Here is a 13,123-nt window from a genome sequence, read left to right as displayed (position 1 = left end):
CATTTCCTCTAGGGGATTTTTCAATTATTATACTAGGGTAATTTTAATTTATCATAAACAGGGAATATTATGATGATTTAATTCAAGGAGGATATGAAGTGATTCTCAATTGCTTATTAGATTACGATGAGGAAAGAAAAGTACATTTTTTAGGTTATGTTAAGACGATGCTAAAATATCATTATTTAGACAAGCATAAGAAGAAGGAAATCAATATTTCATTAAATCAGTCTATAAAGTTAAAGAACGGAAATGTTGAATTAATAGAGCTTATTGAAGGTGATGTATGTGTAGAGGAGGATATTATTAATAAATTTAGGACACGAGAATTAATAAAATGCATATTTGAATTAACAGATAGGCAACGGGATGTTGTGATTAAGTATTATATAGAAAATAAGGCTATAGCTCAAATAAGTAAAGAATTAAATATTAGCTATAGAACGGTAGTTAACACGAAAACAGCAGCTATTAGGAACCTGAGAAAAAAATTAAAGCAATAGATAATGAAAATAATAGTAAAAATATTACCTCTTATCTATGTAAGTAGTAGAAAGGAGGTGATGAATATGCCAGTAAATGCAGTAGCCTTAAATTCAAAACTTAAATTCCAGTTTGACGGAGGTATTGATGAAAACGGTAAAATTGTTACCAAGACAAAGACTTATTCAAAAGTCAAGCCTACAGCAACTAACGATGATGTGTATGCAGTAGCAACATCTATGGCTTCAATGCAGATGTTACCTTTAGTATCAGTAAGAAAAATTGAAGAAGTTGAATTAACACAAGAGTAATTTAACTCTATATTTTAGTAAGGAGGTGAATCAACATGGCAGATAAGAGATTACAGTTAGAATTCAGAAATGAATCAGATAAGAAGGTTAGAATTTCAGTAGATAGTCCTAGAGATGACTTAACTGAAGCAGAAGTAAGGACAGCTATGGAAGATATCATAGCAAGAAATGTCTTTAATTCTTCAGGTGGTGATTTAGTTAATATAGCTGGAGCAAGGATAATTACTACAGATGTGACAGAATTGACTTTATAGAAAAAAGCCGGACAAGCTCCGGCTTTTTCTATTAACAAACGTATAAGATAACGTGAAATAAGACGTGAAAGTATTTGTTTGTTAGTAGCTTTATAGTCAATGGCGAAAAGCGAATAGCTAAAAGCAGTTTTCCAAATTTTTTCAGGAGGTGTGTTTATGGAAGAGATATATACTCATATTGCTAACTTGGGTTTTCCAATAGCGGTTTCCGTATATTTATTAGTAAGAATAGAAGGGAAACTGAATAATTTAACTCAAAGCATAAATGAGTTATCAAAAGTAATAGCATCTATGAAGTAAAAACAATATATGGATAAGAATAAAAAACGTTCATACACATAATAATTTGGAGAAAATGAAGCATCAAATAAATGATAAACGTAAAAAAAGACGTACGAGTAGATGTAAAAAGTGACGTAAATTAATACGTGATAGAAGACAGATAATTAAATAAATTTTATGTGTAAATGATTAGTGTAAAATGGCAACTGAATTTATGTTTTTGCACAAGTTTTTTAGCATTTGTTGTTGAGGGACGCCACGTCCCTCAACTAGAGTTAGATTGAAAATGTAAAATTGTAGGTCACAATTTATTGTGGCCTATTTTTAATTTTTGCTTTTCTCTTACGTTTTTTAGTACATTATTTTGTATATTTTTTTCTATTTTTAAGCTAATAGCTAATAGCTAGTAGCTAAAGGGCAGTTTTATCCATTGACACGAACATATGTTCGGTTTATAATATTGTAAAAGGAGGGATGCTAAAATATGGTTTGTGTTGAAAAAATCGTAACAAATAAAATTATAGCTGTAGTTCCTTTGTATATAGATATGAAAGGTAATTCTACAAAAATAACAACAAAGGAATCTGGAGATGTTTTTATATATAAGACTATACATACCGTCTTAAAATTATTAGGTAAATATTTTATGATAGATTTAAGTGCATCAAGAAAATATTATGGTGAAGTTATTGGTGCTTCAAACATTATCCCCATACCATTTGATTCGGAAAATATTTTTATACCTGTAAAGGTTAGAAAACCCTTATCTAAAAATGATGGCTCCTTTGGATATGTAAATTTGAAGTATATAAAAGATATAGAAGAGAGAAAAGATGGAGTATATATAGTAATGAAGGGCAATAATGAAATTAAGAGTCTTCAACGGTTTAAAACAGTACAAAAACATATAAATGATGGAAAAATTGTTAAAAGAATTTACGATAAAAGAAGTAACATACTAGTAATGGATAATAGTTCGAGCTTTTATTCGCAGTATCACCAACCTGCAACTAAAGGGGATATAGCATTACTTAGGGATGAGTTACTGGCTATTAAAAATAAATTACAGTAAATGTTCTAAGTATTAGTTAGACGTAAAAGGAAACGTGAAAGAAGATGTTTAATGGTATTAATTCCTAGACCATAAAAGAAAGTAAATGATATAATTAAACCAACAGAATTAGTTGGAGGAATTCAATTGATTACAATACAAGGAACTATTGAAGAAATAATATTTAAAAATGAATCAAATGGATATGTAGTAGCAATAGTAGAAACAGAGGACGATGTGATAACTGTTGTTGGCTATATACCAATAATAAATATAGGGGAAACCCTTGAAATACAAGGAGAATGGGTAAATCATCCAACCTACGGACAACAGTTAAAGGTACACACATATTCAACAGTAGTACCAGCTACTTTAAATGGAATAGAAAAGTATTTATCATCAGGATTAATACCGGGTATAGGTCCTAAAACTGCTAAAAAGATTGTAGAAAAGTTTGGTATAGATTCTTTAGATATACTTCAATACAATCCAGAAAAATTAATGGAAGTAGACGGAATTGGAAAGAAAAAGGCTAGAAAGATAGCAGAAACCTTTGAAGAGCAGCGAGAACTAAAGGATGTAATGATTTTTTTACAGCAGTATGATATAAGTCCTAGTTACGGTATAAAGATATTCAAGAAATACGGAAAAGATACTGTAGCTAAGATAAAAGAAAATCCATATAGATTGTCTGAAGATATATTTGGTATAGGATTTAAAATTGCAGACAAAATAGCTCAATCCTTAGGAATAGACTCTAAATCTAATTATAGAATAAATGCAGGTATAAAATTTACTTTAATGGAGTTTGCATCAGAAGGACACACATATGCTCCAAAGGAAGAACTCATAGCTAAAGCTTCACAATTATTAAATGTGGAAGAAAGTCTAATAGAGGATGGACTGAGTAGACTGGCCTTAAAGCAGGAAATACAGCTAGAAAATATCGATAATCAAATATTTGTATATTATATGCCCTTCTTTTATGCAGAAACAAACGTTAGCAAGAAAATAGTTGAACTTTCCCAAGCAGAATTAAAAGAAATAGATATAGATGTAGATAGTGAAATAAAAGATATAGAAGAAAAAACAAATATCAAGTTTGCTACTAAACAAAAGGAAGCAATAAAGCAAGCAGTAGAAAATGGCGTACTAGTTATTACAGGAGGTCCGGGAACAGGAAAGACTACTACTATAAACAGCATCATAGAATTGTTTGAAAGTCAAAACCTTACAGTGGCATTAGCAGCACCTACAGGTAGAGCAGCTAAGAGAATGAGTGAAGCTACAGGCAGAGAAGCGAAAACTATTCATAGACTATTAGAGTATACCTTTATAGATGAAGAAATAGGTATGGCATTTAATAAAGACGAAGGTACACCCCTTGAAGCAGACGTGGTTATTATTGATGAGGTTTCAATGATAGATATCTTACTAATGAATAATTTACTTAAGGCGATACTTCCGGGGACTAGACTTATACTAGTAGGTGATGTTGACCAGCTTCCATCAGTAGGAGCAGGTAATGTACTTAAAGATATAATTTCAAGTAAAATAGTTAAGGTTGTTAAATTAGACGAAGTTTTTAGACAAGCACAGGAAAGCATGATAATTGTTAACGCCCATAGAGTAAATAAAGGACAAAAACCTATTTTAAACGTGAAGGATAAAGATTTTTTCTTTATAAGCGAAACTTCAAATGAACGAATAGTTGAAACTATTATCGGTCTTTGTAAAGAAAGATTACCTAAATTTAACAACTATGACCCGTTGAAAGATATACAGATTCTTACTCCTATGAAAAAAGGAGATGCAGGAGTAAATATGTTAAATAATAAACTACAGGAGTCTCTTAATCCTAAAGCTCCTATTAAAGGCGAGAAAGCAATAGGGGATGTTACTTATAGAGTAGGCGATAAAGTAATGCAGATAAAAAATAACTATAGAACTAAGTGGGAAATTAAAGAAGATGGCAAAGTAATAAGTGAAGGTGAAGGGGTTTATAACGGAGATTTCGGATTTATTACAGATATAGATGAAGAAGAAAGTGAATTAACAGTAGTGTTTGATGATAATAAAGAGGTAGTATATGATTTTAGTCAGTTAGACGAATTAAAACTTGCATATGCAACCACTGTTCATAAAAGTCAGGGTAGTGAATTTCCAGTAGTTATTATGCCTATGACTTGGGGTCCTCCAATGCTTCTTACTAGAAATCTTTTATATACAGCTATAACTAGAGCAAAGGAGTTAGTTGTTTTAGTTGGAAATGAAAAATACTTGCATATGATGATAAAAAACAATAGAATCACTAAAAGGTATTCGGGACTAGATAAAAGGTTATCAAAGGTACTTGAGATGTTGATGGGATAGTTAGTTTGGGGACAGGGCTCAGGGAACAGTAGACAGGTAACAGGGGACAGGATTGTACGTTGTTGAGGGACGCCCACGTCCCTCGACTCTATATTCAGGGCTTAGGGAACAGGAACAGTAGAGTAGATTTGTACGTTGTTGAGGGACGCCCACGTCCCTCGACAAAATAGTTACCAAGAACTGTCAACTGAGAGCTGACAACTAAACATTGGAGGCCAATATGAAAAATATAATAAAAGTATTAAAGACCTTTTGCCACACTTTTTTAGAGCTTCTCTTCCCAGAATCAGGAGTATGTTTTATCTGCGATAGTTATGACGAAGAGATTGGTGAAGACCATATATGTGATGAGTGTAAACAAAAACTTAAGTTTATAGGAGAACATAGGTGTTCGATATGTGGTAGACCCTTAGAGCTTGGATATATACCTGATAAATGCCATGAATGTATAAAATCCATACATTATTTCACTAAAGTAATAGCCCCATTAGAATATACAGGAATAACAAAGGATGCAATATATAAATATAAATACGGTAAAAAAGCCTATATGTATAAGGCTTTAGGTCATTTAATGGTACAAGCTCTACAAAATGAGGATATCGAAGATATAGATTTAATAGTACCAGTCCCCTTACATAGGTCTAAACTAGTGAACAGAGGATTTAATCAAGCTGAGCTTTTAGGTAAGTATATATCAAACTACTTTAATATACCAATGGATTCCAAAAATCTTATAAGAGCAAGAAAGACTAAAATTCAAAATAAATTATCTAAAAAAGAAAGGCGTAAAAATATAAAAGGTGCATTCAAGACGAAGAGAAGTAAAGTATTTGAAGAAAAGAAAATCTTATTGATAGACGATATATATACTACAGGAGCGACAGTAGACGAGTGTAGTAAAGTTCTTTTACATGCAGGAGCAGAGGAAATTGTGGTGTTAGTATTAGCTAGAGGACAGGGATCAGGGAATAGGGGACAGTAGACAGGATTGTACGTTGTTGAGGGACGCCCACGTCCCTCAACTGAATATTTTCTAAATATAAAAACAGTATTTCTTCTCACCCAGTTGTTGAGGGACGCCTACGTCCCTCAACTAATATCTTTAACTAAATATAAAAATAAAATTAATTATATATTGCAGGAATTGGCTGATAAATGACGAAATATGTAACTAACTGCAGATATTCAAACTCATTTGGAGGTGACTATAGATGAACGTTAGGAACTGTAGAAGATGTGGAAGAATCTATGTTTATGATGGAATCAATAAATTATGTCCTCAATGTAGAAAACAAGATGAAGAAGAATTTCATAGAGTAAAAGAATATATATATGACAATCCTGGAGCCAACGTTCAGATGGTATCTGATGCAACAGGCGTGTCAACTGAAAAAATATTAAAGTTCTTAAGAGAAGGTAGATTAGAATTAAAAGGTGATGAAGAAAATCTTTTTCTAGATTGTGAAAGATGCGGTAGACCAATCAGGACAGGAAGATTTTGTGAAAAGTGTAAGCAAGAAATGGAGAGAGAATTTAAACAAGCGATAGCATCGGATAAATCTAATTCACGAATTCAAAAAGAACGAGATAAGATGTATATAGCTGAAAAATATAAAAGAAAAAAATAATTAAAGTAGTACCCCATTTTTACCGATAATAATCACAGAAGAATCGGTAGAAATGGGGTGATTTTATGAAGATTACAAATGGTAATATTGAAAAAGCATTACAAGTATATAGGAAACAGAGTAGCAACGATAAAAAAGTAAGTGCTGCAAAAAAAGCTAGCAAAAGAGACGAGCTTAACATATCTAACCAAGGAAAAGATTTTCAGGTTGCAATGAAGGCATTAAAAAATACACCTGATATAAGAAAAGAAAAAGTAGCTGAAATAAAAAGACAAATAAGTACAGGGACGTACAATATTGACAGCGGAAAAATAGTAGAAAAGATTTTAGAGGATATAAACATTGATATGAAGATATAAAGAACTGGTGGTGATGAGGGTGGAGAAATTAATAAAAGAATTAAAAGAGATTTTAGAAGAAGAATTAAAAATATATAAAGAGATGCTACAAATAACAGAAAAGAAAACAAAAGTCATTACATCAGGTACTGCAAAAGAATTAGATAAAACAACTCAAATAGAACAAACGATGATATTAAAAATAGCAAAATTAGAAAACCAAAGAGAAAAGATAGTAGAAAATATTAAAATACAAGTTGGTATAAACGGTGAAGCATCAGTTGCAAAGCTTACTGAAAAAATTAGTGCTCAATATAAAAATGAAGTAAAAGAGCTTGAGAGTATTAGAGATGAGTTACTAGATATATTAAATAAAATTAAAAAGAGAAATGAACTGAACAGTAAACTTATAAACGATTCCCTTGAATATATAAATTTTAACATTAATTTATTAACTAGTAGTGCTACAGAAACCACTTATACAAATAAAGTAGAAGAAGGAAATGCAGGCAAGAGTCAAAGTTTATTTGATGCTAAGGTTTAAGTAATGAGGAGGTTTTCTTAAGATGAGTTCGATTTTTACAGGATTATCAACAGCTTTATCAGGGATATTTGCTAATAGAACAGCATTAGATACTGTATCCCATAATATTTCAAATGTAGATAATCCAAACTATGTAAGACAGCAAGCGATACATGCTTCTTCAACATATACAAAATTACCTAATGCCAATTTAAGTATAGGTACAGGAGTAGATGTACAAGAAATACGTCAAATTAGAGATGAGTTTTTAGATGCTAAATATAGGACATCTATAAGTGAGTATGGATATTGGTCGGCGAAAAATAGCGTATTTGAAGAAGTACAGAGGATATTTAATGAAATATCCGAGAATGGATTACAAAGTGTAATGGACGAATTTTGGAATGGTTGGGAAGAGCTTTCTAAAAACCCTGATAATCTAACACTAAGAGGATTATTAAAAGAAAGAGCAGAAGCTGTTGTAGAAACAGTAAACCATATAGGTCAGCAATTACTTAATACTAAGAAGAATTTAAATGTAAGTATTGAGAATAAGGTTGAAGAAATAAACAATATAGGTAAAGAAATAGCTAAACTTAATGAAAAGATACAAGTTGTTGAAAGTAATGGCATGAAGGCAAATGATTACAGAGATACAAGAAATAGTCTATTAGACACATTGTCAAATCTAGTCTCTATAGAGTATTATGAAGACGATAAATACTGTGTAAATGTAGCTATTGGAGGCAAATATTTAGTTAATGGCTCAAATTGTAGTGAGATAGAAGCAAAAGAAGATGGAAGTCCTTATGTAGATTTATTTTGGAAAGATGAAAGCACAGAAGTTAACATTAAAGGCGGAGAAATGACAGGATTAATCAAATCAAGAGATAATACCATTGTGGATATTACAGATAAATTTAATAATTTTATAAAAACAGTTGCAGAAAAAGTCAATACAATTCATAAAACAGGATATACGTTAGAGGGACCACTAGGAGATGATTTTTTTGCTGCACCAAATCCTTTAGAATCAATAGGAGTAGGTAATATAAAAGTCAATGATAATTTATCAACCTTAAATAAAATAGCAGCCTCTTCCGAACCTGTACTTGATATGAATGAAAGAGGTAACGGAAAGATAGCAGAAAAGATAGCAGGTATAAGAGAATCATATCTTTTTGGAGATATGACTCCAGACGAATACTATAGAGAAATTATTTCGGACTTAGGGGTACAAGCTAATGAAGCGGCCACCATGGAGGAAAGTCAAAAAATATTAATCTCCCAAGTAGATGAAAGAAGAAAATCTATATCAGGAGTATCATTGGACGAGGAATTAGCAGACATGCTAAAATATCAACATTCATACGTCGCCAACACAAGAGTAGTAAACGCAATAGACGAAATGATAGACATAATTATTAATAAGACAGGGAGAGTTGGAAGATAATTAGCAAATAGCTAGCTATTTGCTAATTATCTTCCAACAATGTTAAATTTTAAATTGTGAATTCTAAATTGAATACTATGGTGGGGGAGAAATGTCTAATAATATTATTAGAGATAAGAGTTACAAATTTGCACTTAGGATTGTAAAAATGTACAAGTACATAGTAGAAGAAAAGAAAGAATATGTATTAGCTAAACAACTACTAAGAAGTGGTACAAGCATAGGAGCAAACGTAGAAGAGGCATGTGCAGGACAGAGTAAAAAAGATTTTATTTCGAAATTATCAATAGCACAAAAAGAATCGTTTGAAACTAAATATTGGCTAAGGTTATTAAAGGATAGTGGAATTGTAGAACAAAGATTCGTAGATAGTATGTTAGAAGATTGTGAAGAACTTATAAAGATAATAACTAAAATCCTTGTTACTACGAAGGCCAATGTTAAATAGTTCTTTAATTTAAAATTTATGATTTAAGATTATATTTACTAGTGGAATTTAAAAATTATCAATAACTTAGAAAGAATTATTTAAAGTAAATATTGGTTAAGATTATTTAAAAAAGTGGAATTGTAGAAAAAGATTTGTAGTTAGTATATTAAAAATTGAGAAGAACTCATAAACCTAACAAGTAAAATCTTAATTACTACTAAGGTTAACATTAAATAGTTTTTGTTTTTTAATTTAAAATTTAAAATTTAGAATTTAAAATTATATTTTCGAAGGGACTGAGAAAATATGAGCGGTTGGATAGGCTTTAACACAGCAGTTTCAGGATTATTAGCAAGTCAAAGATCATTACATACAACAAATCATAATATATCTAATGCAAATACTGAAGGATATTCAAGACAACAGGTAGTTCAAAAATCAGCTTCACCTATGTCACTACCAGGAATCGGTATGCTTGGAATGGGAACAAGCATAGATGAAATTAAAAGAGTAAGGGATTCGTATGTAGATTTTAAATATTGGCTAGAAAATGCTCCTTTAGGGGAATGGGAAGTTAAAAGAGAGAATCTAGTAGAATTAGAGAAAGTATTTAATGAGCCTTCAGATAGTAGCTTCAGACAATACTTAGATGATTTCTTTACAGCACTTGATACATTAAGTAAAAATCCTTCAGATTATTCCCATAGGTCATTAGTAAGAGAAACAGCAGAAGCACTTACAAGTCACTTAAATGAAACAGCAGGAAGACTATATAAGATGCAGGAAGAGATTAACTTCGCTATTTCTACAAAAGTAGACCAAATTAATGATTTAGCAGAAAGTATTAGAAACTTGAATAAGCAGATATATGGCCTTGAACTTGACGGTACTAAAGCTAATGATTTAAGAGACAAAAGAGCTTTATTAGTAGACAAGCTATCAAAAATAGTAAACGTTCAGGTTAATGAGGATGACCAAGGAAGATATACAGTTTCTATCGGTGGAACCACCCTTGTACATCACTTAGAAGTAAGGAAAATCGAGTATGCAGGCAAATCAAAAGGACAAGACCCAAATCCGGTTGAGGTTAAGTGGGATAACGGACAAAGTGTAAGTATAAAATCAGGAGAGATAAAAGGACTTATAGACTTAATAAACGGTGAAGGTGAAAGTGGAAGCTATAGAGGAGTACCTTTTTATATAAATAGATTAGACCAGTTTGCAGCAAAGTTTGCTGAAAGAATGAATAATGTTCATTATAATAATAAAGGATTAAATAAAGCAGAAAACATATATATGTTTACTATAGATGGTAAAGATTCAGCGAGCTTCGTCCCTGGAACTGATGAAGTAAAAGCCCATAATATATCGGTGTCTAAGGATATATTAGACAACCTTGACAACATAGCTACAGCAGAGAATCATAATGAACCGGAAAGCAACGAAGGGGTATTAGAGCTTATAGATTTAAGAGAGGATAAGATGTTCTTTGATGACCCTACAAATCCACCTCAAGGTACACCAGATGATTTTATAAAGTCAGTATTATCAACATTGGCAGTTGACAGTCAGCATGCAGATAGAATGAACAATAACCAAAGCGTTATAATGGAAAACATAGAGCTTAAAAGGGAATCAGAATCAGGTGTATCAATAGACGAAGAAATGTCTAATATGGTGAAATTCCAACATTCCTATAACGCAGCAGCAAGAATGATAACTACAATGGATAAGATATATGATGTTACAATAAATAGATTAGGACTTGTAGGAAGATAATCTGTTTCACAGATTATCTTCCTAATTGTGAATTGTGAATGTTAAATTCTAAATTAAAAGCATTTTTATATTTTATAATTCACAATTTAACATTTAAAATTTAGAATTATTTATGATGGACACTGTGTCCATCATAAATTGTGGGGAGGCAATATATATGCGAATAACCAACAACATGATGATAAAAAACATGATGCGAAATTTAAATAACAACCTAAAAAGAATGGACAAGGTACAACAACAGATGGCATCAGGTAAAAAATTCCAGTTACCTTCAGATGACCCTATCGGTGTTTCAAAGAGTCTTAAGCTTCACACAGACCTTGGTAGAATAGAGCAGTATAAAAGAAATGTAGACGATGCGTTATCGTGGATGGAAATAACAGAATCAGCTATATCTGATATGGGAGATGTACTTCAAAGGGCAAGAGAGCTTACAGTGCAGGCTTCTAACGGAACTAATACTACTGATGACTTAAATAAAATATCAAAAGAAGTGGAGGAATTAAAAGAACATCTTATAGAATTAGCCAACACTACATATGCAGGAAGGTCAATATTTACAGGATATAAAACAAATGCTCCATTACTTGATGAAGAAGGAAAATACAAATTAACTAACTATGAGTCAGGGGCAGTTGCAACTCCTACTGGTTTACAATTACAAGACAGTGAAATATCAGAATATAATGTAGGGGTAGCTGAGAGCATAGAAGTTAATACGAGTGGTATTAAAATTTTCGGTAAATATGAATCGGCAAATCCAGAGGATGGTAACTTTAGTACATCGAGTGTAAATGGATATACAATAGATTCGAGCAATAAGACGTCTGATAGTACAGGAGCAGATAAAAGTTATTTAATAGAAATATTTGACCAATTAAAAAATGCTATGGATGGTGGCGATACAGATACTATTGAAAAGAGTATAGGTAGAATAGATAAAGTTATGGAGAATTTATTAGCCGTCAGAGCGGAAATAGGAGCTAAAACTAATAGATTAGAACTCACTAAAAACAAATTAGAATCGCAAGAGATTAACTTTACAGAATTGTTATCTAAGAACGAAGATGTGGACATGGCTAAAGTAATCATGGACCTTAAGATGGAAGAAAACGTCTATAGAGCATCGTTATCAGCAGGAGCAAAAATAATACAACCAACATTAGTAGACTTTTTGAGATAAAATCTCAAAAAGTCTACTAATTCTAAATTTTAAATGTTAAATTTTAAATTAAAAAACATATTCATTGAAATTTTGTAGAGCACAATTGATTGTGCCCTACGTCCTAATGAATGGTTGTAACATATAATTCTTGTGTATAATTATTGTTATTTATTATGTTGTACGTTGTTGAGGGACGCTCACGCGTCCATGTTTCAGTTGTTGAGGGACGCCCACGTCCCTCAACTTAATGGAGGTAGAAAAATGCCACTACAAATAACCACTACAAAACCAATAATAGAAATGAAAACCACAAGAGGACAAATGAATATACAACAACCAAGGGGCGAACAAACAATACGCACAACAAAGCCTAAAGCCAACATAAAATCTGAAAAGCCCAAGGTTATAATAGACCAGTATCAGTGTTTTGCAGAAGCTGGACTTAAAAACTTCCTAGACTTAACAAAAGAAGCAGCACAGCTAGGAAGACAAAAAGCCCTAGAAGCCATAACAAGGATAGTACAAGATGGAAACAGAATGGCAATGATACAAAAAAATATGCCTCCAGCTATACCAGAACTAGCAGAAAAAAATGCATGGGATGATAATCTTGATTACAACATAGGTCTTATTCCTAAAAGCAGACCTAAAATAGAAGTAAAGGGAGATTTAAAGATAGATTGGGTACTAGGTAAAGTAGATATAAACTATAAAGTAAACAAACCTAAAATAAACTATAACCCTGCAAAAGTAGAAATATATATTAAGCAAAAAGGAAGTATAGATGTACAATATGTGGACGTGAAAGCTTAACAAAAGTTGTATTACAACTTTTGTAAGCTTTAATTTTAAATGTTAAATTAAAGATGCAGTTAGTAGCAAGTTGTTAGTAGTTAGTAGCTCTGAGATAACAGTTCTTAGTTCTTAGCTATCAGTTCTCAGTAAAAGATAGTAACGCGATTTCGTTGTCGAGGGATGCCCACGTCCCAATGCTGCTGTCGAGGGACTCACGTCTCAATGTTGTTGTCGAGGGACTCACGTCTCAAT

Annotated in this window: 15 protein-coding genes; all 15 read left to right on the top strand. The window is 31.8% G+C overall.

Features of this window, described 5'->3' with window-relative positions:
* Nucleotides 1-50: 50 nt before the first annotated feature.
* The 15 genes from L21TH_RS12840 (at nucleotide 51) to L21TH_RS12775 (ending at nucleotide 12,889) form a co-directional block, all read left to right on the top strand.
* Complete coding sequence (locus L21TH_RS12840; protein ID WP_081627983.1) at nucleotides 51-503, top strand: sigma-70 family RNA polymerase sigma factor; 453 nt, start codon at nucleotides 51-53, stop codon at nucleotides 501-503.
* 66 nt (nucleotides 504-569) lie between these two features.
* Nucleotides 570-794 carry a DUF1659 domain-containing protein gene (locus L21TH_RS12835; RefSeq protein WP_006317291.1) on the top strand — a complete coding sequence of 75 codons (225 nt, stop codon included), beginning with the start codon at nucleotides 570-572 and terminating at the stop codon, nucleotides 792-794.
* 35 nt (nucleotides 795-829) lie between these two features.
* A complete protein-coding gene (locus L21TH_RS12830; protein ID WP_006317290.1) occupies nucleotides 830-1,048 on the top strand; it encodes a DUF2922 domain-containing protein in 219 nt (72 codons plus the stop codon).
* A 156-nt stretch (nucleotides 1,049-1,204) separates the two neighbouring features.
* Complete coding sequence (locus L21TH_RS14125; RefSeq protein WP_006317289.1) at nucleotides 1,205-1,348, top strand: YvrJ family protein; 144 nt, start codon at nucleotides 1,205-1,207, stop codon at nucleotides 1,346-1,348.
* 466 nt (nucleotides 1,349-1,814) lie between these two features.
* Nucleotides 1,815-2,402: a hypothetical protein gene (locus tag L21TH_RS12825; RefSeq protein WP_006317288.1), complete on the top strand. Its 588-nt coding sequence runs from the start codon at nucleotides 1,815-1,817 to the stop codon at nucleotides 2,400-2,402.
* Between the two features lie 126 nt (nucleotides 2,403-2,528).
* Complete coding sequence (gene recD2, locus L21TH_RS12820; RefSeq protein WP_006317284.1) at nucleotides 2,529-4,754, top strand: SF1B family DNA helicase RecD2; 2,226 nt, start codon at nucleotides 2,529-2,531, stop codon at nucleotides 4,752-4,754.
* A gap of 220 nt (nucleotides 4,755-4,974) precedes the next feature.
* Entirely contained in the window at nucleotides 4,975-5,739 is a 765-nt protein-coding gene (locus tag L21TH_RS12815) for a ComF family protein (RefSeq protein WP_006317283.1), read from the top strand.
* A 229-nt stretch (nucleotides 5,740-5,968) separates the two neighbouring features.
* Nucleotides 5,969-6,385, top strand: a complete 417-nt coding sequence (locus L21TH_RS12810; protein ID WP_006317282.1) for a TIGR03826 family flagellar region protein — start codon at nucleotides 5,969-5,971, stop codon at nucleotides 6,383-6,385.
* Nucleotides 6,386-6,450: 65 nt separating this feature from the next.
* Nucleotides 6,451-6,744, top strand: coding sequence for a flagellar biosynthesis anti-sigma factor FlgM (flgM, locus tag L21TH_RS12805; RefSeq protein ID WP_006317281.1), 294 nt, complete (start codon nucleotides 6,451-6,453; stop codon nucleotides 6,742-6,744).
* 19 nt (nucleotides 6,745-6,763) lie between these two features.
* Entirely contained in the window at nucleotides 6,764-7,267 is a 504-nt protein-coding gene (locus tag L21TH_RS12800; RefSeq protein WP_006317280.1) for a flagellar protein FlgN, read from the top strand.
* 22 nt (nucleotides 7,268-7,289) lie between these two features.
* Nucleotides 7,290-8,699: a flagellar hook-associated protein FlgK gene (gene flgK / locus L21TH_RS12795; protein ID WP_006317279.1), complete on the top strand. Its 1,410-nt coding sequence runs from the start codon at nucleotides 7,290-7,292 to the stop codon at nucleotides 8,697-8,699.
* 91 nt (nucleotides 8,700-8,790) lie between these two features.
* On the top strand, nucleotides 8,791-9,147 hold the full coding sequence (locus tag L21TH_RS12790; protein WP_006317278.1) for a four helix bundle protein: 357 nt from the start codon (nucleotides 8,791-8,793) through the stop codon (nucleotides 9,145-9,147).
* A gap of 288 nt (nucleotides 9,148-9,435) precedes the next feature.
* Nucleotides 9,436-10,908, top strand: a complete 1,473-nt coding sequence (flgK, locus tag L21TH_RS12785) for a flagellar hook-associated protein FlgK (protein ID WP_006317277.1) — start codon at nucleotides 9,436-9,438, stop codon at nucleotides 10,906-10,908.
* Nucleotides 10,909-11,065: 157 nt separating this feature from the next.
* Entirely contained in the window at nucleotides 11,066-12,094 is a 1,029-nt protein-coding gene (gene flgL / locus L21TH_RS12780; protein WP_006317275.1) for a flagellar hook-associated protein FlgL, read from the top strand.
* Between the two features lie 243 nt (nucleotides 12,095-12,337).
* Nucleotides 12,338-12,889: a DUF6470 family protein gene (locus L21TH_RS12775; RefSeq protein WP_034430224.1), complete on the top strand. Its 552-nt coding sequence runs from the start codon at nucleotides 12,338-12,340 to the stop codon at nucleotides 12,887-12,889.
* Nucleotides 12,890-13,123: the final 234 nt, after the last annotated feature.

The sequence above is a fragment of the Caldisalinibacter kiritimatiensis genome, assembly GCF_000387765.1.
In the GTDB taxonomy this organism is placed as follows: Bacteria; Bacillota; Clostridia; order Tissierellales; family Caldisalinibacteraceae; genus Caldisalinibacter; species Caldisalinibacter kiritimatiensis.
The sequence above is the reverse complement of the archived record's forward strand: the minus strand, read 5'-3'. Positions and strand labels throughout refer to the sequence as shown.